The organism is Pseudoalteromonas sp. B131b, from assembly GCF_037162545.1.
GTDB lineage: Bacteria > Pseudomonadota > Gammaproteobacteria > Enterobacterales > Alteromonadaceae > Pseudoalteromonas > Pseudoalteromonas fuliginea.
On record NZ_JARLUZ010000001.1, the window covers coordinates 1,171,451 to 1,198,433 of the forward strand.

At 39.9% G+C, this 26,983-nt stretch carries 18 protein-coding genes and 1 pseudogene; 13 read left to right on the forward strand and 6 right to left on the reverse strand.

What is annotated here, in order from left to right; translation table 11 throughout:
* Position 1: 1 nt before the first annotated feature.
* Together P4S65_RS05465 and P4S65_RS05470 are read right to left on the reverse strand one after the other, a co-directional pair.
* Entirely contained in the window at positions 2–331 is a 330-nt protein-coding gene (locus tag P4S65_RS05465; RefSeq protein WP_337119720.1) for a hypothetical protein, read from the reverse strand.
* Positions 332–896: 565 nt separating this feature from the next.
* Entirely contained in the window at positions 897–2,939 is a 2,043-nt protein-coding gene (locus P4S65_RS05470) for a glycoside hydrolase family 97 protein (RefSeq protein WP_337119721.1), read from the reverse strand.
* A 161-nt stretch (positions 2,940–3,100) separates the two neighbouring features.
* Between P4S65_RS05470 and P4S65_RS05475 the strand changes: the two genes are divergently transcribed.
* The 3 genes from P4S65_RS05475 to P4S65_RS05485 all read left to right on the forward strand — a co-directional run bounded on the left by P4S65_RS05475 (position 3,101) and on the right by P4S65_RS05485 (position 6,612).
* Positions 3,101–3,727 (forward strand): methylamine utilization protein, encoded by a 627-nt coding sequence (locus P4S65_RS05475; RefSeq protein WP_008138744.1) that lies wholly within the window; start codon positions 3,101–3,103, stop codon positions 3,725–3,727.
* Positions 3,717–4,949, forward strand: coding sequence for a hypothetical protein (locus tag P4S65_RS05480; RefSeq protein WP_337119722.1), 1,233 nt, complete (start codon positions 3,717–3,719; stop codon positions 4,947–4,949). Before P4S65_RS05475 ends, P4S65_RS05480 begins: the two co-directional genes overlap by 11 nt.
* Positions 4,950–5,013: 64 nt before the next feature.
* Positions 5,014–6,612 (forward strand): methyl-accepting chemotaxis protein, encoded by a 1,599-nt coding sequence (locus tag P4S65_RS05485; protein WP_337119723.1) that lies wholly within the window; start codon positions 5,014–5,016, stop codon positions 6,610–6,612.
* 74 nt (positions 6,613–6,686) lie between these two features.
* Here the strand turns inward: P4S65_RS05485 and speE are convergent, their stop codons facing one another.
* Entirely contained in the window at positions 6,687–7,550 is an 864-nt protein-coding gene (gene speE, locus P4S65_RS05490) for a polyamine aminopropyltransferase (RefSeq protein WP_337119724.1), read from the reverse strand.
* Positions 7,551–7,748: 198 nt separating this feature from the next.
* Here speE and speA point away from each other — a divergent pair, with 198 nt between their 5' ends.
* The 4 genes from speA (at position 7,749) to P4S65_RS05510 (ending at position 12,770) form a co-directional block, all read left to right on the forward strand.
* The gene (speA, locus tag P4S65_RS05495; RefSeq protein ID WP_337119725.1) at positions 7,749–9,629 is read left to right on the forward strand and encodes a biosynthetic arginine decarboxylase; all 1,881 of its coding nucleotides are present in this window, start codon (positions 7,749–7,751) and stop codon (positions 9,627–9,629) included.
* Between the two features lie 61 nt (positions 9,630–9,690).
* Positions 9,691–10,563 carry an acyltransferase gene (locus tag P4S65_RS05500; protein WP_337119726.1) on the forward strand — a complete coding sequence of 291 codons (873 nt, stop codon included), beginning with the start codon at positions 9,691–9,693 and terminating at the stop codon, positions 10,561–10,563.
* A 30-nt stretch (positions 10,564–10,593) separates the two neighbouring features.
* Positions 10,594–11,514, forward strand: coding sequence for an acetyltransferase (locus P4S65_RS05505; protein WP_337119727.1), 921 nt, complete (start codon positions 10,594–10,596; stop codon positions 11,512–11,514).
* Positions 11,511–12,770, forward strand: coding sequence for a mechanosensitive ion channel family protein (locus P4S65_RS05510; protein ID WP_007376437.1), 1,260 nt, complete (start codon positions 11,511–11,513; stop codon positions 12,768–12,770). The genes P4S65_RS05505 and P4S65_RS05510 overlap by 4 nt, the downstream gene beginning before the upstream one ends.
* Here P4S65_RS05510 and chrA read toward each other — a convergent pair.
* Entirely contained in the window at positions 12,727–13,881 is a 1,155-nt protein-coding gene (chrA, locus tag P4S65_RS05515) for a chromate efflux transporter (RefSeq protein ID WP_096792281.1), read from the reverse strand. The genes P4S65_RS05510 and chrA overlap by 44 nt on opposite strands.
* 189 nt (positions 13,882–14,070) lie before the next feature.
* Between chrA and P4S65_RS05520 the strand changes: the two genes are divergently transcribed.
* A complete protein-coding gene (locus tag P4S65_RS05520; RefSeq protein WP_096792282.1) occupies positions 14,071–14,703 on the forward strand; it encodes an OmpA family protein in 633 nt (210 codons plus the stop codon).
* A gap of 202 nt (positions 14,704–14,905) precedes the next feature.
* Complete coding sequence (locus tag P4S65_RS05525) at positions 14,906–15,604, forward strand: hypothetical protein (RefSeq protein WP_337119728.1); 699 nt, start codon at positions 14,906–14,908, stop codon at positions 15,602–15,604.
* 41 nt (positions 15,605–15,645) lie between these two features.
* On the opposite strand, the pseudogene P4S65_RS05530 reads toward P4S65_RS05525, so the two are convergent.
* A pseudogene (locus P4S65_RS05530) lies at positions 15,646–17,423 on the reverse strand (ABC transporter transmembrane domain-containing protein).
* 88 nt (positions 17,424–17,511) lie between these two features.
* Here P4S65_RS05530 and P4S65_RS05535 point away from each other — a divergent pair.
* The 4 genes from P4S65_RS05535 (at position 17,512) to P4S65_RS05550 (ending at position 26,176) form a co-directional block, all read left to right on the forward strand.
* Entirely contained in the window at positions 17,512–17,919 is a 408-nt protein-coding gene (locus tag P4S65_RS05535) for a DUF3224 domain-containing protein (RefSeq protein WP_033038281.1), read from the forward strand.
* A gap of 262 nt (positions 17,920–18,181) precedes the next feature.
* Complete coding sequence (locus P4S65_RS05540; protein WP_096792286.1) at positions 18,182–18,799, forward strand: LysE family translocator; 618 nt, start codon at positions 18,182–18,184, stop codon at positions 18,797–18,799.
* 171 nt (positions 18,800–18,970) lie between these two features.
* Positions 18,971–21,847 carry a TonB-dependent receptor gene (locus tag P4S65_RS05545; RefSeq protein ID WP_337119729.1) on the forward strand — a complete coding sequence of 959 codons (2,877 nt, stop codon included), beginning with the start codon at positions 18,971–18,973 and terminating at the stop codon, positions 21,845–21,847.
* Positions 21,848–21,871: 24 nt separating this feature from the next.
* A complete protein-coding gene (locus P4S65_RS05550; RefSeq protein WP_337119730.1) occupies positions 21,872–26,176 on the forward strand; it encodes an alpha-1,6-glucosidase domain-containing protein in 4,305 nt (1,434 codons plus the stop codon).
* Positions 26,177–26,222: 46 nt separating this feature from the next.
* Here the strand turns inward: P4S65_RS05550 and P4S65_RS05555 are convergent, their stop codons facing one another.
* Positions 26,223–26,978: a MipA/OmpV family protein gene (locus tag P4S65_RS05555; RefSeq protein ID WP_096792288.1), complete on the reverse strand. Its 756-nt coding sequence runs from the start codon at positions 26,976–26,978 to the stop codon at positions 26,223–26,225.
* Positions 26,979–26,983 lie beyond the last annotated feature (5 nt).

Genomic DNA, 26,983 nt, shown 5'->3' on the forward strand with positions numbered 1-26,983 from the left:
GCTAAACCAAGTGTGCTGTGTAAATCGGGTGAGGAGGAGTGGTATCACTCGAAAAACGTATGGCGCATTCATATTCACTTTTAGAAAAAATACCAATTTTGAATTGCGGGTCTATGTCTGGATTAATTTTAAACTTACCGTATGCGATGCCATGTTGCTTTCTAAAAACGGCACGTTGCGCAGGTTGTTGACCTTTATCAATACGTGGTACTTGGCCGAGGCCAACAAACATCTCAGTTAAACGTCTACAGGCTTGTTCAACACTTTCGTTATCTGACCAACAAGGTATGTTGTTAGCTGATGGTTTTGTTGGATTTTCTTTTTTAGCCATTGTAAGTGTTCCTTTTAAGCTATTGAGATATAAATTGGTTTTGAGAAAATATTGTATTTTTATTAATTTCAGCTGCGTGATTTTTACGAAAAAAAGAATAAAACTACCGTTGTTATTTGTTTTCAATATTGCATTCGGAATGCTGTGAGATTGGCAATCGAGATTGCAAGAAATAGGTATTAAATGCCTAAGCTGTATGAGTAACCACTTTTTATGTTCTTCTTCGTTTTAGCTGCAACTTAGGATTATTGTTATCCAATACTAATTTTTTATGTGGAATTATTGATAAAGGTAGATGATGCAGCTAAAGAAATCTATTACAGAGCATTACAGCAAATGGCATATCTAAAAAAGAATAGGTGAGGCTGACAAAGGGTTATTTAAAAAATGTGTGTTTGGTTTGTAGGCAACGCTGCGCCTAATGTATATGGTTATCCCTCATAAATACCAAGTAAGTGCACGCTGCTATTTAAGTTACAAGTTTCGCACCGCGATTAAATAGCACCTGGGTTGAAAATCTTGAAAAGCCAATAGCCCAGGTTACTTGGTATATTTTTTGTGTTATTTAAAGTGCTTTAAAGCGAATTGCTGTACCACCACTTGTTGCTAGTTTTAAAGTAAGCTTATCGTTTGCAGTTACAATACGTTTCTCGATAGCTAAATTGTATGGGTTATTTTTCCACTCGGCATTTTCACCGTCTTTATAAATTTGTGCTTCAAATTTTTTGCCTTGATCTAAAAAATCGAGTTTTACTTTAATCGTACGGGCTTTTTCATCGGTAACGGCACCCAAGTACCAATCGTTTCCTGAGTATTTACCACTTTTACGCTCTTTGCGGGCAAATACAATAAAGTCGCCTACTTCGCCATCTAGGGCAATACTTTGCTGCCAATCGGTGGGAACATCTTGGATAAATTGAAATGCGTCGGGCTTCGCTAAGTAATTTTTAGGTAAGTCGGCCGCCATTTGAATTGGGCTATACAAAACAACATAAAGCGCCAGCTGTTTGGCAAGTGTAGTTTGTGGGCGATTTGTGTCATCACCTAAGCCATTAAAGCTCATACCAAAAATACCAGGTGTAAAGTCCATTGGGCCTGCAAGCATGCGGGTAAAGGCAAGCATTGGTATGTGTTCAGGTGGGTTAGGCGGGGAGCCCCATGCGTTAAACTCTTGTCCACGTGCGCCTTCACGCGCAATCCAGTTGGGGTAGGTGCGGCGCAGACCCGTATCTTTAATCGGCTCGTGGGTATTTATACTAATTTTATGCTTTGCGGCAAGTTTTATGTTGTAAAGATACTCGTTAACCATAAACTGGCCATCGTGCCATTCATGACGAGCTATGCCGTTTTCATCTATGCGTTTAATATTCCCGCCATCAGCTACGTAACCTGTTTTTACCTGGCTTACGTTTGATTTTTCGTAAAGAGCAAAGGCGTCTTCCATTTGATCACGATAGTTGCTCACATTACCTGACGTTTCGTGATGACCAATGAGCTGAACGCCTTTCTCTTTGCCATATTGTGCAAGTGTTGCAATATCAAAATCGTCATAAGGTTTTGTAAAATTAAATACATCGCCATTAAAATACCAATCACCATCCCAGCCAATATTCCAGCCTTCAACTAATACGCCATCAAAACCATACTGCGCTGCAAAATCCATATAGTATTTAGTTGTTTTTGTGGTTGCTCCGTGTTTTTCGCCGCTCCCCCACGTTTGTGTTTCTATGTGCATTCCCCACCAAATACCGACGTATTTACCAGGTTTAATCCACGATACATCGTCGAGCTTATTTGGCTCGTTTAAATTTAAAATAATATCCGAATTAACTAAATCAACAGCATGTTCGCCCATTTGGATTGTACGCCACGGGGTATTGAATGCGCCTTGTTTTTTAACTGCAATACCGTCTGACCAAGGTGTTAAATCTGCCTGAAATGTACCAGGGCGACGTTGATTAAGCACCATGGCGGCGTAATCAACAAGTGCAGCTTCGTGAATACTTAAATGTATGCCATCTTTATTTTTAAAGGTAAATGGAGTGTGCACTAAAGCTGCGTCATTAAGCGGGGTGGTGTTATAAACATACTCATAACGATTCCAACCGCGAGCAGGTATCCACCATGCTGTTGCATTGTTACTGTCGGCTATTGCAAACTCGGTAAGCTCTTTGGTTATTTCTGTTTTTTCGAAACCTATTTGTTCAGGCACTTCGTACCTAAAGCCAATACCATTATTAAAGGCTCTAAATTTTACGGTGAAAGTACCACCTTGAGGCTGTGATTTATTAAATGTTACGGCAACTTCATTATGCTTATCAGTCACTGTTTGGCGCTCACCCCAAGGCAGCTGCCATTGAGTATTAACGGTTTGTTTTTGGGTTTTTGCTATTTTAAAGCCTTCGCTAAAAGGTGCTTGTTGTTTAAATTCAAACCCTAGAGCGGAGCTAGTTATTACTGGTCTGTTTTTAAAATCAATAGAATATGTTGGAGTATTTAGTTCGTCTGATATAGTTATTTTTATATTGCCATTAGGAGATTGCAACGTCGCTGTTTGAGCAAAACAACTGCTCGAAAAAGCTAAAAGTAAAAGTGTTGATGTTCTCATTATGAGATCCTTGGTATGCCAGTATGAATTAACCAGCATAAAGGCAGTTATTAAGGAATACGAACTTCTACATACGTATTCAATGTTATAAAAAATAGAAAGAAATAAGTAATCTAACCGGTCTATAATATAAATAAGTTGAAAATAAGAATGGTAAGCGAATGATTAAGTATTTAATTTTTATAATATCAATGGTTTTAAGTTGGCAAGCAGCGGCAATTCAAATAACAATTAAAAATACAAAAGATGAACCAATGGCGAATGCCGTCGTGTGGCTAACTGCAAAAAACACTTCAGAAGTAATCATTGCACCGGATGCGCCTTATGCAATGAGTCAAAAAAACAGAGAGTTTACACCACGCATTTTAGTTGTACCGCAAAACGCTAAAGTGGAGTTTCCAAATGCAGATTCTATTATGCATCATGTGTATTCGTTTTCTAAGGCTAAAACATTCGAATTAAAGCTATATAAAGAACAACCTAAAGCGCCCTTGGTGTTTGAGCAAACCGGTGTTGTAGAGCTTGGGTGTAATATTCATGATTGGATGTTGGGTTATATCGTTGTGGTTGATAGCACTATTTTTGCTATTACCGATATAACAGGAAAGGTTGATTTAGCAGCACCTTTAGGAGAATACACTCTCAATGTATGGCATTCAGGATTTGGTGATATTAGTAATGTTGAATCAGAGAGTGTAACTGTAAATTCAGCCCCACTTACTTATAAAATAAAGCAAACTATAACCGAACAAATTGATTTTGCCACGGACGAATTCGATGATTACTAATAACTTACTAAAGCTGACACTGCTGTGTTGTATTGTATTTTTTAGTGGTGCGTTAAGTGCACAGGTAAAAGGCTTAATACAAGTTAGAGCAGTGCAAGGTGATGATACGCTTAGTTTTCAAGAGGGCGGTATTGGATTGTATCGGCACGATGCTAAAAGCGATGAGCTTATTTTATCACAAGGTATTTTAGATTTTAATGTTGATTTAGCATCTAGTTGGTCGGCTCATGGTGTACTGAATATAAATCAAGACCCTGATGTGGCTTTAGGTTTAACGCAAGCTTACATAAAGTACCAACCGTTATCTAACAGTAACTATAAATGGCATGTACGTGTAGGTGGCTTTTATCCATTAATGTCTTTAGAAAACCCAGATATTGGCTGGACGTCGCCATATAATTATACAAATTCAGCAATTAATAGTTGGATTGGTGAAGAACTACGTACTGTCGGAGTTGAGGTTACTATAAAGCGACCTGCAAAGCGTTTTAATAGTGCACATGGCTTTAGCGTTATAGGAGCTACATTTAAAGGAAATGATCCCGCAGGTACATTGCTCGCATGGCGTGGTTTTGCATTACATGACAGGCAAACAACATTTAACGAAGGCGTCAGGTTTGCACCTATAGCAGCATTAAATGAATCCCAATTACGTTGGCAAGCTAACCAAGTATTACCGTTTGAAGAGGTGGATGGTCGCTTTGGTTATTATGTGGGTATGCACTGGGATTACTTAAAACAATCACAATTTCGAATTTATTATTATGATAACAATGGCGATCCGACCAAGCTTAATATTAGCTCAGGACAATATGCGTGGGATACTCGGTTTACCAGCGCCGCATGGCTCTATAAGTTAAATAAAAAAACACGCCTCATTGCGCAAGTGTTAAGTGGTAAAACTGAAATGGGATATAATGCGTTAATAGACAATACATACTATAGTCATTATTTAATGATGAGTCATAAAGAAGGTAAGCACAGAGTATCGTTGCGTTATGATTATTTTAAAGTTACAGATAACGATACCACTGTATTTGACCCTAATGGCAGTCATGGTGAAGGTATAACTGCAACATGGCGTTATCAGTTGAGTGAAAAGTTACAAATAGGTGTTGAAGGAGCTACTCTTAAAAGTGTAGTTGAAAATAGAGCTGCAATTGGTTTTAAACAGTCTATTTCACAACAGCAAGTAATGCTTAACATGCAATGGAAATTATAAATTTAATGCATGTGTTGCCTTTTTAAAACTTAGTTATAGTGTGTAATCCCGTCAGGAGTGATAAATGAATTTGCATAGTATTCGCGTTAAAGTTTCTTTTCCTATAGTGATTTTAGGAATTGCAGTATTGTCGTTAATTATTGGCTACACCCATTTAATTAATCTACAAAAAAATGCATTGGATGTGCAATCTGAAAAATTTATTAAGGCAACTTCACTCGCATTAAATGCGGATCGTGACTTATATCAAGCTAAGCTCGCAGAGTTAAACTTTGTTTCGCATACTAATGATATTGAAAAATATAAGGCAGACTACAAAGAAAATGCAGCGCAAGTAATACAAAAATTAAAGCAATATCTGGAACTTCTCACTGATTTTCCTGAAATCAAAAATGAATTTAGAAGTTTTGATGCTACTTTTAACGCTTGGTTTAATGCTTCTAACGATTATATGGCTGATAAGAGTGAGGCAAAACAGTTTGAATCGGAACAGACATTTGCTGATTTAAGAGCAAGGCTTAACCACGCTGGAGAGTTAGCTGAAAAAACTTCCGAACAAGAAATTAATAAATTATCCGAAAAAATAGAGTCGACCAAGTTGATGATGTTAGTTTTCGTTATAATTATCTTATTAATAGCCGTTTGGTTTAGCTACATAATACCTAAACAGTTAACGCAACAAATTAATTTTGTTACAGAACGTATTAATGATATTGCATCGGGGGATGGTGATTTAACGGGGCGTATACAAGTAACATCTCAAGATGAGTTTGCAGATCTTGCTACCGGTTTTAATAGCTTTTTAGACAATTTACAGCAGCTTGTTCGCGATATTTTAGAGCAATCAAAAGAACTAAATACGTTAGGTGCAGATCTAAGTAAGGTTGCGAATCAAAATAACAGTGTAAACCAAGCTTTAGGTCAGGCTTCTGAATCTATAGTCAGTGCTGTACATGAAATGAGTGTGGCAAGTAGAGAAGTTGCAGGAGTTGCTCAACAATCGTCGAGTGAGGCTGATAACTCTTTAAATTTGGCGCAACAAGGTTTAACTGCCGTTGCTAATTCGAGCGCTCGTATTGTCTCTCTTTCACAAAATATGGATCAGGCGATGGCGCGCTCAACTGAACTACAACAAAGTTCAGATAACATAGCCAAAGTATTAGAGGTTATTCGTGCTATTGCGGAGCAAACCAACCTATTAGCATTAAACGCGGCAATTGAAGCAGCACGTGCTGGCGAATATGGCCGAGGGTTTGCTGTTGTTGCTGATGAAGTCAGAACGCTTGCAACACGTACACAGGTAAGCACTAACGATATTCAACAAATGATTGAGCACTTTGCGACAAGTGTTGAGCAATCTATAAAAGCAATTGATGAAGGAAAGCAGTTTGCTGATGATGCTGTGGGGTCATTTACTCAAACTAATGATGTACTTAATGCAATGCAAAGCTCGTCAACTAAAGTGAACGATATGGCAATGCAAACAGCGCAGGCTACAGAAGAGCAAACTACGGTCGCCGACGAAATAAGTCAAAATTTATCATCACTAAATGATCAAACTGTTGAAGGTGTTGCACTTGCACGAACAACTGAAGATGTATCTAAAAAAATGGAACAATTAACCGATGAGTTAAATCGTTTAGTGCATCGTTTTAAAGTTTAAACAGTGAGCTATTAAAACAATCAGGGGCCTATTAGGGCCCCTTTTTAATGCAATTTATATCTAAGTGAATGGGACTATTTTTTATCGAATGCGCGTTTCATGTAGTTAGGTGTAGCGAGTGCACCATGGTGAATACCGCTGTTGTAGTATTCACTTTGCTCAGCTATTTGTACTGCGCCGTCTTCTCTGAAACCGTTAAATGCTTGTGATTTACGTGCAAGTGTTACCGACCATAAACCACTTGGGTAAATTGGTTGTGGGAATGGCAGTGTTTGTAAATCGTTAAAGCCTACGCTTAGCATTGCTTCGCGCATTTCAACTAACAATGGCATGTGCATAAGTGGCGATTCACTTTGTTGTACTAAAATACCACCTGGGCGCAATGCATCTAAACAGCTTGTGTAAAACGCATGGTTAAATAAGCCCTCACCTGGACCCACCGGATCGGTGCCATCAACAATAACCACGTCGATAGATTCGCCAGCGGCTTCGCGCATGTATTTAATACCGTCGTCAAACATAACCGTTGCACGGGCGTCGTTGTTAGATTCACAAAGCTCTGGGAAGTATTTTAACGACATTTGCGTCACTACTTCGTCGATATCTATTTGCGTTACAGTTTCTACGCCTGGGTGTTTTAATACTTCGCGTAAAGTACCGCAGTCGCCGCCGCCAATAATAACCACGTTTTTAGGGTTTGGATGCGCTAAAAGTGCAGGGTGGCTGATCATCTCATGATAAAAGAAGTTTTCGCGGGTTGTGACCATAGTACACCCGTCGATGATCATTAAATTACCAAAGTCTGTGGTTTCAAACATTTCTACCTTTTGAAAAGGAGACTGTTTTTCATCTAACTTTTTATTAATACGTAATGAAAATGCGCTGCCATCGCGGTCGCTAATTTCAGTAAACCACTTACTTTGATCTAAATTTGCCATAGTTGCTATTACACTTTTTAGGTTGAGTATGAAAAAGGGGCAATTTTGCCAGTGCTTGGCGTTTTGCTCAACGACATTTTAACTGATTTAACGAATAAAGTTAGTTAGGAGTGAGTGAAAGTTCAATTTTTGTTAGCCTAGTGGATAGTGACGTATTAAAATGCGGCTTTATACCTAATTGACTAAAGAAGAGTTGCCATGACCTGGGGTTTAGAAACAGCACGCGCCACTTATAACGTTGCTCATTGGAGTGATGGTTATTTTGATATTAACGCACAAGGCGAACTGGTAGCTTACCCAGATGGCGACCAAACAAAACCGGCCATTTCTTTAACGCAATTAACAGAGCAGTTTAAGCAACAAGGGTTAACGTTGCCGGTTTTAGTACGCTTTACCGATATTTTACAAAATCGTGTAGACACACTTACTAACGCGTTTACGCAAGCGCGAGCAAATCGTGAATATAACGGTAAATACACCTGTGTTTATCCAATTAAAGTAAATCAGCAGCGTTCTGTAGTAAGTAAACTATTAGCGCACCCAAGCGGACTTGTTGGCCTAGAAGCAGGCTCAAAGCCAGAACTTATGGCTATTTTGGGCGTAGCAAAAGAGCCAATTACTATTGTGTGTAACGGCTATAAAGACAGTGAGTTTTTACGTTTAGCGTGTATTGGTCAAGCAATGGGCCACAGCGTAAAAATTGTGGTAGAAAAGCTTTCAGAACTGACCACACTACTTGAAGAAATAGACAACCTAGGCATTGAACCTGCTATTGGTATTCGTATTCGCCTAAACTCAGTAGGCAAAGGCAAGTGGCAAAACACCGGTGGCGAAAAAGGCAAGTTTGGTTTAACGGCAGGCCAAGTACTAAGTGCTGTTGAAGTGCTTAAAAAGCATAATAAACTGCACTTAATGCAAATGGTGCATTTTCATATTGGTTCTCAAATTGCCAATATTCGTGATATTCACCGTGCTTTGCGTGAATGCGCACGCCACTTTGCTGAGCTTACGCAATTAAACGTACCGTTAAATACCGTTGATGTGGGTGGCGGCTTAGGCGTTGATTACGAGGGCTCTGGCTCACGCAGTGCATGTTCAATGAACTACACAGTAGAAGAGTACGCACGTAATGTAGTGAATGCATTTGCAGACGTGTGCGACCAACATAACCTTACGCATCCGGCTATTATCACCGAATCGGGACGTGCTTTAACGGCTCACCATGCGGTATTAATTACTGATGTAATAGACGTAGAAAAAGCGCCAAATCATTTAAATCCAGAGCCACCGCTTGAAAATAGCGCATTAGTGCTTGATGAAATGTGGCAGTGTTTACAGCGTTTAAACCCGCGTATGGCATTAGAGATTTATCACGACGCCATGCACTTATTTAGCGAAGCGCACGATCAGTACGTGCATGGCTTAGTAAGCATGCTAGAGTGGGCAAAAATAGAGCAGCTTTATTTTACTATTTTACATCGTGTACGTGCATCGCTTAGTAATAACGCGCGCGCGCACCGTGAAGTGCTCGACGATTTAAACGAAAAGCTGGCCGATAAACTCTTTGTTAACTTTTCATTATTTCAGTCATTGCCAGATGTATGGGGTATTCAGCAGTTGTTTCCGGTTATGCCAATCGAAAATTTAACTCAGCCATTGACGCAACGTGCGATTATTCAAGATATTACCTGTGACTCTGACGGGCAAATCCGCGAATACGTTGAAGGTGCTGGTATCGAAACTAGCTTACCCATTCCAGAATATAAACATGGCGAGCAATACCATATTGCGATGTTTATGGTGGGTGCATATCAAGAGATTTTAGGTGATTTACATAACCTATTTGGTGATACCGATTCGGTGCATGTAGAGCTTAACGACGAAGGTTATGTGTTAACCAATGCCATAAAAGGTGATAGCGTTAAGGATGTATTAAAGTTTGTTGACTATGATAGCGCTATTTTAGCTGACAACTTTGCGTACCAAGTTAATAAACTTGATGTATCGATGCAGTGTAAACAAGGTTATTTAGCTGAGCTTAATGCAGGCCTTGAAGGTTATACCTATTTTGAAGATTAATTTGTAAGCAACTGAAAGCGTAGTATTAGTTGCTGCGCCATGTTTAAAGGAAGTAGAAGTAATGTCAGTTATTCGCGGTGTACTTAGTATTATTTTGTACGCAATAAACACACTCTTTTGGTTTGTGCCTATTTTTATTTGTGGGCTTATAAAGCTTATCCCTATTAAGCCACTGCAAAAATTAATGAGCTGGGTTGCTAAACAATGTGCAACTATTTGGGTCACTTTTAATAGCTTAAATCAAATGTTATTTACGCCAACAAAACTTAATGTAACTGGCCTTGAAGACCTTAAGCTAAAGGATTGGTACCTAGTAATTGCAAATCACCAAAGCTGGGTCGATATTTTAGTATTGCAGCGCGTGTTTAACCGTAAAATTCCATTTTTAAACTTCTTTTTAAAAAAGGAGCTTATTTACGTGCCTATTCTAGGTTTGTGTTGGTGGGCGCTTGATTTTCCGTTTATGACGCGCACGAGTAAAAGCCAATTAAAAAAGAATCCAAAGCTGCGTGGTAAAGATTTAGAAACTACGCGTAAAGCCTGCGAAAAATTCAAAGAGATGCCAGTAAGTGTGGTTAACTTTGTTGAAGGCACTCGTTTTACTACGCAAAAGCATGCGCGCCAAAATAGCCCGTTCCCACATTTATTAAAACCAAAAGCGGGCGGTATTGCTTTTGTAATGCAAGCAATGGGCGAGCAAATTACTAAAGTGGTTAACGTCACAATTCATTACCCCGATGGCATCCCTACTTTTATGGATTTTGCTGGTGGTAAGGTAAAAAATATCAACGTACACGTGGAAGTAAGGCCGGTAAGCGAAGAGCTTATTGGTGACTACACCGGTGATTCTGAATTTAGAATTCGCTTTCAAAGTGAGTTAAATCGTTTATGGGAAAATAAAGAGCAAACATTGCAATCGCTCGAAAAACCATAAAGAAAAGGTAAAAAATATGAGCTTACAGTTATGCTAAAAAAGTGGTTACCAAATTGGCTTAACGGCTTAATTGTAGGCTGCGTGTTGTTTTCTAATGTCATACTTTTTGGGTCGCTGGTATTAATGCTGGGTCTTATTAAGTTATTGCTTCCTCTACCTATTGTTAATTCTATATTGCACAGCGCTTATCGTGGTTGGTGTAACGGCAATCGTTTAGGGCTTTGGTTAGGTTGCCCTAATATTGTGGTTGATATAAGTGGCGACTTAAACTCAAAAAGTTGGTATTTACTTATTTGTAATCACGCGAGTTGGTTAGATATAACCGTACTTAGCTCATTACATGCTTTGCCTGCCCCTAAGTTCTTTTTAAAAGATGAATTAAAATACGTTCCTTTTATTGGCACTGGTGCGTGGGCTATGGGTATGCCGTTTATGAAACGGGTAAGCAAAGCGCAGCTTGCTAAAAACCCTAAACTCAAAGGGCTTGATGTAGAGCGAACTAAACATAGCTGTCGTAATTTCCGTCATCATCCTACTACCATCATTAATTTTGTTGAAGGTACACGCTATACACCAGCCAAACATAATCTGCAACAAAGTCCTTTTAAGCATTTATTAAAACCTAAAGCGGGCGGCATTGCTTTTGCGCTTGAAGTATTAGCCGATCAATTTGATGCCATGCTTAATACAAGTTTAGTATATAGCGGCAAAACAGATCATGTTTGCCGTAACTTGTTAAAAGGTGAGTTAGATTCTATTTATGTTTCAATAAACGTAACGCCCATTAATGACAATATGCAGGGCAGCTATCAAAGCGATGACGTATTTAAAGTTAATTTTCAGCATTATGTGAATGAGCTATGGGTTGCTAAAGATCAGCAGCTTGCCGATATTTATGCTCAGCAAAATTTACCTGAACCACAAATCAGTAAGGAAATTGAAACACTATGACGAATACCCACCTACAGGAGTTAATTACTCCTTGGTTTGATAAAGTGCCCGATGCAGATTTCCTGAGCTCAATTACAGCTACTGCGATTGGCGTATGTTCTCTATTAGTACTGTATTTATTTACGCGTCGTTTAATGTTGCCAGGCATTCAAAAAATAGTAACTAAGCTTTCTCCCGAGCGGATTGGTGCACTTTCTCCAATGTTAACCAAGCTCAACAAACGTATTGCAGGGTTGCTTTGTTGTGTTTTATTTTTAGCGACCTTCGACAGTGTTTATCCGGTTAACGAATTGGCCGCCGAAATATTAAAAACGGTGGGGCAGGCTTTATTAATTATCTACGTCGGCTTTATTATAAGCAGCATAGTGAGTATTGCTGGCGCTATTTATAACCAACTTGAATTTGCTCGTGAAGTCCCTATTCAGGGCTTAATTCAGGTTGTTAAGCTAATCACCTTTATTGTGTGTGCAATTTTAATTGTGAGCATTTTTCTTGAGAAGTCACCCACTTATATTCTCTCTGGTTTTGGTGCTATTGCTGCGGTTACATTATTAGTATTTAAAGACACCATATTAGGCTTTGTAGCGAGCATTCAAATAGCTGCAAATCGTTTAGTAACGTATGGTGATTGGATCCAAGTAGAAAACTACGGCGCCGATGGCGAAGTGATTGATTTGGGTTTAAACACAGTAAAAGTACGTAACTGGGATAATACCATCACAACTATTCCAACTTATATGTTGGTGGCGGGCTCGTTTAAAAACTGGCGCGGGATGCAAGAGTCGGGCGGTAGGCGTATTAAACGTTCACTTAATATAGATATGCACAGTATTTGTTTAGTAAGTGATGAGTTTAGAAAGCAAATTGATGCGGCTATTCCGCTACATGACTATATCCGAGTAACGACACTACCTGCGCAAGTTTCTAATTTAGGGCTGTTTCGTCGCTATGCTGAAGGCTATTTAAAACAGCACAGTAAAATTAATACGTCGCTTACGTTAATGGTACGAGAGCTACAACCACTAAACCATGGTTTACCTATTGAGTTTTATTGCTTTAGTGAAGACAAACGCTGGATTTCGTACGAGCATTTACAAGCCGAAATAATGGATCATTTACTTGCGGTATTACCCGTGTTTGGGCTTAGAGCGTATCAAAGTGTAAGTGGACAATTAAGCCCACCTAACGAGCAACAAACAGATAAGCCAACATTTAGAGTGATGGCAAATAGTGTTGTAAAAGACCCACAGCAATAAATAAAGCTAAGAGCCACCAAATAGGTGGCTTTTTAAATCGCAGCCATGCAAATGTAATTATTACTAACGCAACTTGCCAAAAGTTATGCACAGCCGATGTCCAAATTGGCGAATACAGTGCAGCCGCTAAAAAACCGACTACCGCTGCATTAAGCGCCGCTATTGAACTTGCAAAACGTGGCTTACTTGCCAAATTAAGCCAGCTCTTCTGAAACGCCAGTATAAGTAAAAAACCAGGCATAAATATAAGCAGTGTAGCTATAAGGGCGCCCACTAAAGGTTGCTCAGTAGTAAGTTGTGCGCCTAAGTAAGTAGCAATAGTAAACATAGGCCCAGGCACTGCCTGCGCGCTCGCGTAAGCACTTAAAAACTGATCATCACTCAATGCTGGTACGCCAGCTTGAAGTACCGGCAGTACTACGTGTCCGCCGCCAAACACCATTGCACCCGCTTGGTAAAAAGGGGTAAACAAAGCAAACTCATACCCTAGTGGAATAAAGCTAACACCAAGTAAGAGCGCAAACAACCCCAGTGCAATCCAATTAATATTACTTTTTGTACTGCTAGCACCTTTTGCTACTGTGCCAAGTTTTAATAAAGGCCATATAGCACCTATTGTGGCAGCGGTGATTAAAATTGCTATTTGAGTTCCCATCATTGGAAATAACACCAAAGCAAGTGTACTCATTACCGCAAGTAACTTAAGCGCAGCACTTGTACAAAAGCTTTTAGCCATACTAAGTGTTGCATCAGCGACTATAACAACGGCAAATAACTTTAAGCCTGCAATAATAGCAAAGTAAACAGCGTCAAACTGATGAGCACTAACCGCAAGCAGCACCATTATTAAAAACGAAGGCAGAGTAAAGCCTAAAAAAGCAGCTATACCACCAAGTACCCCAGCCCGCTCAACACCAATCGCAAAACTAACTTGGCTAGAGCCAGGCCCTGGTAATGCTTGGCTTAAACTAATAAGTTGTGCGTAACGCGTGTTAGTTAACCAATTTAACGAGTCTACAAAGTGGCGCTTAAAATAGCCTAAATGCGCAGCGGGGCCACCAAAACTCATGCACCCTAGTAAAAAAAATTGTCTAAAAATAGCAATTAACATTGCGCCAATATCCTTTGTAAAATTCATTAAATTGTCACAGCGTAGTATGACATTTTTATTAAAACGGCACATTAGTTTGAGGTCTGTTTAACAATCAAGCAAGATGCGCTGCTTTTAACACTCTCTTCATAGTTTGTTCATACGTGTATTTGCATACTCCTGCTAAATTCTTATTGAATAGGTAACATCATGACTTTAACTAAATCACTTTTAAGCGTAACCGTATTAGCTGTATTGCTTTCAGGTTGTGAAATGAATAACGCAGGTAAAGGCGCAGCAATTGGCGCTGCTGCAGGTGGCGTATTAGGTAAAGCTACGAGTAACCATAAAGATAAACGCTTTTTTATTGGTGCAGCAATAGGGGCACTTGCGGGCGCTGCTGTTGGCGACTACATGGATAAGCAAGAAGAAGCATTTCGTGATGAACTAGCGGGTTCGGGCGTTGAAGTTGTGCGTGAGGGCGACAACTTACGTTTGGTTATGCCATCAAATATTACCTTTGCGACGGATCAATCGTATATTTCATCAGGTTTTAACGACACGTTAAACGCGATTGCTAACGTTATGAATAAGTATGAAAAAACTTACCTTAGTGTTGAAGGCCATACCGATAGCACAGGTAAAGATAGCTACAACATGAACTTGTCGCGCGAGCGTGCACAAAGTGTAAAAGATTATTTAGTGAATCAACAAATTATGGCGGCACGTATTAGCACTAAAGGCTATGGCGAAACACGTCCAATTGCGACTAACGATAGTGCAAATGGTCGTGCTCAAAATCGCCGCGTAGAAATTCAGATAGTGCCTAATACGCAAGGTTAATTGTAATTAATCTGATATCTGCCTGCTTCAAGCAAACTCAACGTAGTTAACGTTGAAAATAGTGACTTGAGATAGTTTATTATTTTCAGTTGAAGTTGGTTATAAACCGCGCTAATGCGCGGTTTATTTGTTTATTTAATGGCACTTTTAAACCGGTTAGCTGTCATAACTAGTTCTTTCATAGGGACATATTTATGGCAAAGTGGCGTTCGACAATTATTTTATCAATACTTTTACATGGATTATTGTTGTTTTTTTAGCAACTTTAAAGGTACCTGAAATAAAACAGCCGCAATCACCGCCAATTAAAGCCTATATGGTAAGTGTGCCAGCCAAAATTAAAGCAACACAGCAAGCGCCTCAACAGAGTGTTAATAAAAGTGTGCGCATAGAAAAAAAGCCAAGTGAGCCGGTAAGTAAAACAGTATTAAAATCAGTAAGCTCTTCTAGTAAAAAAGCAGAAAAAACGGCTGAACCGGTAAACTCCACTATAACAAGCTCGACCAAAATAAATGCCCACTCTGCAGAATTAACGCCATATAAAAAAATCGACTTACAAAAAGGCCTTAATAGCATTTTACAGCAACAAATAGGATCTTTACCTGCTAGTACAACCTCTACTGGTACAACAGCTGATGAATACGCAACGGTAAAGAGGATCACAGTTCCAAAAGTATACTCTGCAACGGTGAAACCACTATTACAAATAGAGCAGCAAAGTATGCAATCTACTACCTATCGTAAAGGTGATACCTGTTTTAAAAAGGTGTTTATTGGCGCAGGCGTTATGCCAAAAAATGAATTACCAGATAGTTATTTAACCGCAGGGCAATTGTGCGGTAAAACTAAGTTAACAGAGGCTTATGATGCGGCTATGAACAAATGGTTTAGCAAAAAGTAGCAGCAAAGCCGCTGCTACTTTAATTAATTACTTGTACCAGCTCAATCTTTATTAAACTGTAATTCACATAGTTTTTGATACAGCGGATTGCTGGCTAATAACGCTTGGTGAGAACCCGTTGCTATTATTTCCCCATTTTCCATTACCACAATCACATCAGCATGTTTTACCGTGGCCAGCCTATGGGCAATTATTAACGTTGTTCTGTTTTGCATTAGGTGTTCAAGTGCCGCTTGTACGTAGTGCTCACTTTGTGCATCTAGTGCGCTGGTGGCTTCATCAAGAAGGAGTATTTCTGGGTCTTTTAATATAGCGCGGGCAAGCACAATACGTTGCTTTTGCCCACCAGATAACCTAACGCCTTGCTCGCCTAAAAAGCTGTGATAGCCTTGTGGCAACTGCTTTATAAATTCATCGGCATGGGCATGTTTTGCAGCGGCATACACTTGCTCATCGGTTGCATTTGGGTTGCCGTAGCGGATGTTATGCATAACATCGGAGCTAAATAAAATAGGGTTTTGCGCTACCATGCCCATTTTATTACGCAGAGTATTAAGTGATAGGTCTTTAATATTTATATCTTTAAACTTAATAGCTCCGCTGGCCGGATCGTAAAAACGTTGTAGTAATTCAAATAATGTAGTTTTACCAGCGCCGGAAGGGCCAACAATAGCCACAGTTTGGCCTTGCTCGATATTTAGGCTTATTTTATTAAGCGCACTTACGTCGGGGCGAGAAGGATAGTTAAAGCTAATGTTTTCAAGCGCAATTGCAGGGCTGCTACTTTCTTGCAGTAAATTACTATCTTGTGGGTTTAACGGGTTTTCTATTTCACTTTTAACAGCAAGTAACTCAAGTAATCTTGCAGCCGCGCCTGCTGCTCGTTGTAGTTCGCCATACACTTCAGCAACGGTAGCCACCGACATTGCCACCATAATAGCGTAAAACACAAATGCACCTAACTCGCCGCCGGTCATAGTACCCGCAAGTACATCGTTACCACCCACCCAAAGCATTGCGCTAATGGCACTAAAGGTTAAAAAATCACTACGGCTATTAAAAACGAACGTTGTTTGATACGTTTTTTAGCCACGTTAAAGGCTTTTTCGGTCTCGAGTGCAAAGGCATGTTGCTCTTGTTCTTCGTGGCTATAGCTTTGCACTACTTTAATATTTTGTATGATTTCGCCTGCATAGGTACTTATGTCGGCAATAGCATCTTGGCTAGAACTTGCTAGTTTTCGTACCTTGCGACCAAATATCATCATTGGGACAAGTACTAGCGGCACACAGGCCACAACCACTAAGGTGAGCTTTAAATTAGTAAATAACAGCATAGCAAGCCCACCAATCAGCATAAGTACACTGCGCAACGCCATTGAAAATGATGAGCCAATAATTGATTGTAGTAATGTGGTGTCGGTGGTTAAACGCGACATAAGCTCGCCACTGCGGTTTTCTTCAAAGTAGCTAGGGTGTAGCGTTACAATACGATTAAACACGGCTTTTCGAATATCGTTACTTACTCGTTCGCCAATCCACGACATTAAATAAAAACGGCTAAAAGTGCCTACTGCTAATAAGCTGATTAAACCAATAAGTACTAATACGGCCTGCTGTAATTGGGCCTTTGATCCTGCAATAAAGCCATGATCAATAACAAATTTAACACCTTGCCCTAATGACAAGTTAACGCCTGCGGTAACTAATAACGCAGCTAGGGCGGCTACTACCATCCATTTGTACGGTTTAATAAACGCAAAAACAGGTAATAAACTGCTAAACGCAGCTTTTTCGGCTATAGATGTTTCTTTTGACATAGTGGATTCTTTTTGAAGGTTAAGGTATAGATATGGCATCATCGAATTAAAAATCAATAGTATTAAATATCATCAATAAGGATTCGTTATGACTACAAATATAATAAACGGTGAATTTACAGTCACTTTAGCGCCCATTGAAGGTTATGCCAAAGGGCAGCAAGGCATTAACTTAGGACGCATGTCGATAGATAAAACATTTAAAGGTAGCTTAAATGCCACCAGCCAAGGCGAAATGCTTAGCGCCATGACGCCTACGCAAGGCAGTGCCGGTTATGTTGCCATAGAGCAAGTGTTAGGTGAGCTTGACGGCAAAAAAGGCAGTTTTGTATTACAGCATTTTGGCACTATGGATAAAGGCCAAGACAGCCTAATTTTAAATGTAATTCCCGATTCAGGCACTGGCGAACTTGAAGGCTTAAGCGGCAGTATGAAAATTCGTATAGAGCAAGGTATTCATTACTATGACTTTGAATACACTTTCGATAGTAAATAACCTCAATTCTGGATAATAAATCTATCTTGAGCAGCTATTTTCAGCGCTAACTGCGTTGAATTTACTTGCAATAGGCCCGCTATTGACGCGTAAATTCGCCTTGTTTTCACTGAAAATCTCTGGCTAGAGAAAATAAATTTAAATATCATTATGATTCAATACGTTAGTAAATCTCTTAACCAGAGTTCAGGTTAAATAAAAAAGCATAGGTAAGTACGTATGCGGATTAGCTATTGAAAACCATAAGTTATAAGGAACATAAATGGCTTTATCTGTTTGGTTGAGTTTAGCATTGGTATGCATGATGGGCGCGATGTCGCCAGGGCCAAGCCTTGCGGTGGTGTTAAAGCACACGCTTAGTGGTGGCATGAAAAACGGTATGCTTGCTGCGCTCAGTCATGGTATTGGCGTTGGGCTTTATGCTGCTGCCTCATTACTTGGCTTAGGAGCATTAATGGCTCAATTTCCAACACTATACCAAATATTGGTGTATTTAGGCGCTGCGTATTTAGCCTATTTAGGTTTAAAAATACTGCTAGCAAAACCAAGTAATAACGAGCTGCAAGTACAAAAGAGTGAAGTAAGTGCGAGTAAAGCGCTACAAGATGGATTCGCGATTGCTTTTTTAAATCCTAAACTCGCGATTTTCTTTTTAGCGTTGTTCTCACAATTTATAGATCCGCAAAACCTCACTTTAAGCATTGGTATTATTATGTGCTTAACCGTGTTTGTAATTGATACTGGTTGGTATTTATTAGTTGCAGTGCTAACTGAGGTGTCTAAAAATCGTTTTGGTTTTACTAAGCAAAACCCGTGGTTAGACAAAATACTGGGTGTTGTGTTTATTGCCCTAGCCATAAGGGTGGTAATTGGTTTGTAGTTTTATAATTGGTTGTTGCTGAATTATTTGTACAAAATAGCTACAGCCAAAGCCCTCTATGATGCATACGTATTCATCACAATTTGATTACCTTTTAGTTACACTTTGTTGGTTATGTTTTAACTGCACTGACTGACATAACGAATAACAATAACTAAAAGGTACGCACACATGAAAAAATTCAAATTAAGCGCGCTAATGCTGGCATTATTTGCTGCAAATAGCGCAATAGCGAATGAAAGCCAAACTAAGGACGAAAGTAAACCTGAAAAAGTTCAAGCAGACTTAGAAGTAATTGAAGTGAGCGGCTTTAGCCGCAGCTTAATACAGTCTTTGAATCAAAAGCGCTTTAGCGATACGGTATCGGAGCAAATATCAGCGGATGACTTAGGTGCTTTACCTGATATATCAATGGCTGATGCACTGACGCGTTTACCTGGTATATCGGCGGTAAGAACCGGCGGCCAAGCTGCACAAATTAACATCCGTGGGCTTTCGGGCGGCTTTGTTTTTTCGACATTAAATGGTCGCGAGCAAGTATCGACCAGTGGTAGTCGTAGTATTGAGTTTGACCAATACCCTTCTGAACTTATTAGTTCTGCTGCGGTATATAAATCACCCAAAGCATCCTTAATTGAAGGCGGTGTAGCGGGCACTGTTGAACTTGAAACAGCGAGCCCATTAAATAATTCACAACAGCATAAATTTGTAGCCAATGTGCGAGGCATGTATAACGACCGTGCGTCAGAGGTATTTGATGCAACGGAGTTTGGCGACCGGATTAGTTTTTCATATCAAGGTAAATACCTCGATGACACACTTGGCGTAGCACTTGGTTATGCGCGATTATTTCAGCCAAGCGTCGCAACTCAGTTTATTGGCCTTGCTTACAATGATACTAAAGATGTTGATGGGCTCGCTAACGACACTAATGGGCCAACGCAAAATCCAGCAAACGAATACATAAGTGAAGGCTTTGAACTACAGCACTCAGGTGGAGAAGAAACTCGAAATGGTTATTTAGCCGCAATAGAGTGGGCACCTGTTGATAACTTTAGACTTAAAGGGGATGCGTTTTTATCTCGATTTGATAAAAAGTCATATGCTCGTGGTTTTAGGGTGAAGTTAGGTGGCCCTTCTGCAGCATATGCAAATCCTCAGCTTGATGGAAATACAGTTATTGGCGCTGCTGTAAATCGAACTTCACAAAGCTATACTCGCGTTGAAATAGTAAATGATGATAACCAAGACTTTGACGAAGTAGATAGCTTTGGTGTTAACGCTGATTGGCAAGTGAATGATCGTTTAAGCGTTAATGCAGACGTGTCATTATCACGCGCTAAAAGTAACTTTAGAAATGGTTTGTTATGGAGCTTAGTAGCTGAAGATGCCAACGCAGAAGCCCCTGTGTTTGATACGAACGTTGCGATTAACTATCAATTAAATGGCCTAAGTTTACCCGATGTTGGCTTTAATCAAGCCGCTGCATTTAGCGATATAAACCGCGTTATGGTTAGTAAATACGGTATTTACCCGGATCAAACCGAAGATGAAGTAACCGCATTTAGGCTCGACTTTAAATACGAATTAGAAAACGATATATTTAGCTCTGTTGAGTTTGGTGCACGCTATTCTGATAGAGAATATAGCCGTAAGCGTTCGGTATTTGAATACGGAAATGATGGCGCATTTTCATCAACACAGCCTCCGATGCGTTTAACAGACGAGATGACCTCAATTGTTGATTGGCAAGGTGAGTTTAGTTATTTTCCCTCTTATTTAGCCATTGATTTAGACAAAGCGCTAAACGCATGGTTTCCAGATGGGACACCACAACCAGTGCAAACATGGGGTAATGCAGACGGTGTTGATGACGCCCAAGGATATACTAGTAATTACTCCTGGACATTATTGCAAAGTGGTTCAGTGTTTGAAGATGTATTGGCCGCTTACGTGATGGTGAATATAAATACTGAAGTTGCTGGTTTAGCGTTGTTAGGTAACGTGGGTGTACGTCGAATTGAGACAGACCAGTCGGCAACCGTACTTGAAAACGTAAATGGTGATGCCCGCTTGGGAGCACAAAATATTGTCGACGAAAACGGGATTATTAACGACCTTTATGCACCCAATGTACTAGGGACAAAGTACACCGATTATTTACCATCACTTAATTTAAACCTGCAATTGAATGACAATTCTCAATTGCGGTTTGCTGCCGCTAAAGTGATGTCGCGAGCACCAATAAACCGCCTTGCCGGTGATGCCAGTGCTAACGTAAGTGATGATGGGGTCATTAATGGTTCGAGCAATAACAACCCATTTTTAAAGCCATTTTATGCTGACCAATATGACTTATCTTACGAATATTATTTTGAAGAGAGTAACGGGTCTGTAGCCGCAGCCCTATTTTATAAAAACATAGACTCGTTTGTTGAAACCTTATCAATCGAAAACTTCGACTTTAAAGGCAATGGTTTTAACGTACCTGATTTTATTGAAGACCCAATAAGTGGTGAACAAGTTGCCACAACCAATGGGATTTACACCACCGCCGTTAACAATGGCAAGGGCGGTTATATTAGAGGGTTAGAGTTAGCTTATACCCATGTATTTACGTTTTTACCCGAGCCATTTAATGGGTTAGGGATCAACGGTAGTTACTCTTACACCGAGAGCGAAATCTCGTCTATTACCAGTTTAGGAGGCGATACCGTATCGCAATCTTTACCTGGGCTTTCAAATAATGTAGTTAACGCGACTTTGTTTTATTCAAATAACAACTTCGAAACACGTTTAAATACACGTTATCGTGATGAGTTTGTATCTGAGCAAGTTGCTATCAACGAACAAGTTGTTAATTTTGACTCTGAAACGGTGATAGATTTTCAAACGTCATACAAACTTACTGATTCCCTAACAATGCTTTTGCAAGTTAATAACCTGACAGATGAACCGACCCAAAGCTACTTTGGCACAAAGCAACGCACCGGTACGACTCAGTACTTTGGTCGTCAGCTTTATCTTGGTTTTACTTATAGTCATTAATTTAGCAAGTTGGAGCGTTTAAAAATGAAAAAAATTAAAAAATATAGTTACTTCTTAGTCGCCTTAAACTTAATGCTATTAGTAGGATGTGGCAGTGGTGATGATGTGAAATCGGGGCAAGTGTTACTCACTTGTAATGTACCTCAAGTACCAAACGAAACTGGCACACAGTGTGTCGATCCTGAGCCGATTGAATGCGCAGCGCCAACGGTTCCCGACGAAAAAAATGAAAGCTGTATTGTTGGCGCTGATCCAACGTTACCTGATCCTGTTGTATTTCCTGGCGATAATGAGGCAATTTTATTTTATAACCGCGTAACAGACGCTAACTATGAAGGTTACCGATTGCATTCGTGGAATAACGATGTGTGCGATGCTTTTGCACCGCCTTTTGATACGAGCGATTGGGAAAACGGCCATGTGCATGATGGGATAGATCCGAATTATGGTGCTTATTGGATTATAAAGCTCAAAGCCGATTACAACGAGTGCGCTAATTTTATTATTCATATAGGCACAGAAGGTGATGGTAAGGCATTTGGTGATGTTGATTTAACAATGCCATTAATGCAAGACGACGAAAAATTTCAGCGTATGAACTTTACTTTACATGGTGAGCCGTCTGTTTTTGAGTTTCCTATTTTAAATTTAGGTGAGCGTCCGGTTGCTATTGCAGGGGCTTCTGCACATTGGATAGATTTAAATACAGTATTGTATAAACCGAGTAATGAACTGAGTCAAATCATTAAATTATATAGCTCTGCAAGCGCAGATTTAAAGGTTGATGAAGAGACTGGATTAAATGGTCAAAGCATTGAGTTGATACAAACCAACTTAACCGATGAGCAAGCACTAAAAGTACCGCACTTGAGTGATTGGACCGCTTATCAAGGTAACTGGGATGCAGAGGCCGCTAAGCAATTAATTAAACAACAACTGCTAGTGGCGGGTTTTGATCTTGATGGCAAACTTCTTGAAGCAAGTTACGTTCAAACAGCAAAAGCACTAGATGCGCTTTATACGCAAAATGAAAATGATGCTAACGAGGCGCTACTAGGCGTTAATTACAATAACAATGCAATTGATGTATCAGTATGGGCACCTACGGCCAATAATATGATACTTAATGTGTTTGATGCCGATAAAGCACAAGTGCATAGCAGTGCAATGCTATTTGATAGTAATACTGGCATTTGGTCTATCAGCTTAGATACTAAATACGATCGCCATTACTACCGTTTTACGTTTGATGTATATCACCCAATCACTAAAGCGATTGAAAGTTTATGGAGTACAGACCCCTATTCACTCAATGTATCAAGCAATGGTTTGTATTCGCAGCTAATCAACCTAAATGACGATGACACCAAACCACAGGGCTGGGATGAACGCAGTATACCGACCGTTACCAATCCAGAAGATGCGATTATTTATGAAGGGCATGTACGTGACTTTAGTGTGCGCGATACCAGTGTTAGTGCACCAAATCGCGGTAAATACCTTGCATTTACAGAGCGCGAAAGCGTGCCAATGCAGCATCTTAAGCAGTTGGCTGATAAGGGTTTAACTCACTTTCATTTACTACCAGTGACAGACATTGGCACTATTGAAGAAAATGCCGCAGAGCGAGTTGAAATAACCGATACGTTAGGTAAGTTATGTGAACGTATAAATGATGAAGCAGACGCTTGTAAAACAGAAGACAAGAACAGCACTATTGTCCAGTTGCTGCAAAGTTATTTACCAGGCTCTGACGATGCCCAAGCACTTGCCAGTACTATGCGTGACCTAGATGGTTTTAACTGGGGTTACGATCCGCATCATTTTATTGCCCCTGAAGGGTCTTATGCCTCAACGGCTGAGGGTATTGCTCGCGTAGTTGAAACGCGCGCTATGGTGCAGTCGCTACACGAAATTGGATTAAGAGTCGTGCTGGATGTTGTTTATAACCATACAACAGCATCAGGTATTTGGGATAAGTCGGTATTTGATAAATTAGTACCCGGCTATTATCACAGGTACAACGAAGTGAGTGGTGGCATTGAGCAATCAACATGTTGTGAAAACACCGCCACTGAGCATGTCATGATGGATAAGTTTGTCACTGATTCATTAGTGATTTTAGCCCGTGACTTTGGTTATGATAGTTTTCGCTTTGATGTGATGGGGCATATGCCTAAATCATCTATTTTAGCAGCGCGTGAAGCGGTTCAAGCAATCGATGCAGATAACTATTTTTATGGCGAAGGTTGGGACTTTGGTGAAGTAGCTAATAACCGTTTATTTACGCAAGCAAAACAAGCCGATATGGCGGGTTCAGAGGTGGGTACCTTTAACGACCGTATCCGCGAGGCTATTCGAGGTGGAGCATTGTTTAGCAATAACCCAACCGATGGCAATTTAGCTGAGCAAGATACATTGCGTTTATCGCTTGCTGGGAATTTACAAAATTATATTCTAAAAGACTTTAAAGGTAATTCAGCCAAGGGCAATAGCTTTACGTGGAATACTCAGCCAACAGCATATGCACTTGACCCTGCCGATAGCATTAACTACGTCTCTAAACATGACAACGAAACGCTATGGGATCAATTACAATATAAACATGCTGCTAGTATGAATATTGAAGAGCGTGTACGTGCTCACAATATGGCGCTCGCTATGCCGCTTGTAAGCCAAGGCATACCATTTATGCAACTGGGCGCTGATTTACTGCGTTCAAAGTCAATGGATCGTGATAGTTACAATGCCGGAGATTGGTTTAATGCAGTTGATTTAACTAAGCAAAATAATAATTGGAATATTGGCTTACCTAATGCTGAGAAAAACCAAGAGAAATGGTCTGAAATAATGCCTATTTCGGGTAACCCTCAAGCTGCTGCACAACCGCAAAATATTGCTTATGCTGGTGGTGTTTTTCAAGAGTTTTTAGCTATTCGCAGTGCTAGCCCATTATTTAGATTAACCACAGAGCAAGATGTAATAGAACGTGTTGGTTTTCATAATGTGGGCAAAAACCAGCAACATGGCTTAATTGTTATGAGTATTGATGATGGCGAAGGATTAACCGACATTGATGCAAACAACGATGCGCTCGTTGTGGTTATTAATAGCACCGAGCAGTTGCTTACTCATAGCATACCAACGGCGAATGGCTTTGAGTTACACAGTATACTTAAAGATAGTGTTGATCCAATGATGGCTGCAGCTTCTTTTACTCAAGGAGATGGTGAAGGTAGCTTTAACGTACCAGCATACACAATGGCGGTATTTGTTAAGCCGCAAGACGATGGCCAAGGTGTAGGGTTAAGTGCTAATGCAACGGTGGGCGCCCCCGATGTAGTACCTTTTGCGAGTACTGCCGTTTATGTGCGCGGCTCGTTAAATGATTGGGGTACTCGTGATGTACTTGAATATGTTGGTAATGGAGAGTACCGCTTAGCTGTTACGCTTAGTGCGGGTGACTATGAATTTAAAATAGCCTCAGAAGATTGGTCTACTGTCGATTTTGGTGCGCTATCAGATGCTGATAAAGAAGTAATTGAAAGTCAAAGTGAGCCCCTAACAGCTAGTGGGTCTAACATGACTTTTACTGCCGCTATTGATGCCACTTATGTGTTTGTATTTGATGCTAGCGATAAGGAGAGCCCAACACTTAAAATTTATAACGAGGAGCCATTTGTTGGTAATGCCATTTTTGTGCGAGGTACATTAAATAATTGGGGAGTCACAGACGAACTGATTTACAAAGGAAAGGGTATTTATACTTTTACTAATACTCTCGCTGCAGGGAGTTACGAATTTAAAGTTGCCTCTGAAGACTGGAGTTCGGTTGATTATGGCTCTGCTGATAGCGATATTAGTGCAACTTTAGGCAAAGCTAAACTATTAGCACTTGGTGGCGCAAATATGACTATAGATATTGCTAATGATGGCGAATATCAATTTGTATTGGATGCGAGCGATTTAAGCGCCGTTACATTAATCATTTTAAATGCGGAAATGTTTGCTGATACGCAAGTATTTATTCGAGGCAATTTAAATGAATGGAATACGGATAACCCACTTATTTATCAGGGTAATGCTACTTATACAACGTCATTAGCTTTAGAAGCGGGTGATTATGAGTTTAAAGTGGCTTCTGAGGATTGGAGTACCGTTGATTACGGTGGTGTAGGTGAATCCCCAATTGTAAATATAGGTGAACTGACTTTACTGGAAGCGGTGGGTACTAATATAGCTTTGAGCGTTGCTGAGCAGGGTAATTATACATTTAGCGTTATTGGCCCTGATAGAAATAATATAAAGGTAATAATTAATCAACAATAGCATTTAGAGGCCGAGCATTATATATGCTCGGCTTCTATGTTTTAAATTAGAACTGATAGCTAACCGACATCATGGCAGTTGAGATACTCGACGTATCTATAATTGGCGAGTCTTCAATATCAGAGTCTAGTTGTGTGTAGTTAATCATAGCACTCACATTCCATTTTTTATTAAGCTGGTAGCTGAGTAGCATACCGGCATTATAATTCACTGTAGAGCCTAATTCGTATGCATCAAAAGTGTTTGATTCGCCCTTTGTAACACCGTAATAATAATTTGATACTTTGCTACTGCTTAGCTCAACTCCAAATGAAGGTATTAACATAATTTGTTTAGAAAGTTTGAATGGGTAGCTATAGCGAGCTTTTAATTTTGCGCCATCGCCATGGCCCAATATATCGTGTGACGCACTGGCACTTAAACTACCATACCCTGTGGTATAACTTACTTTAGAACCTGCATAGAGAGATATTTTGCGATCGTCGAGTGCTTTAATCTCGGCGAGATCAGAATCAGACGAATCAAAAAATTGACCGGGTTCTAGTATTACTGACCAATTAAACCCCTTATTTTCAACTAATTTGTAATCGAGTACAAAGCCTCTAAAGGTTAATTTTTCACCTTCATAGTTGATCATAGGTAAGAGCAATGTTCTATTATCTGTGCCCGCATAGGGAGATTCAGTTGAAATAAGCCCAGCACCAACCGACCACGGAGATTTATCTTGCGCTTGAGCCATTAGGCTTGATAAGGCTAATGTGCTAAGTAACAGTTGCAAACTCTTTTTCACATAAGTATTCATGATTA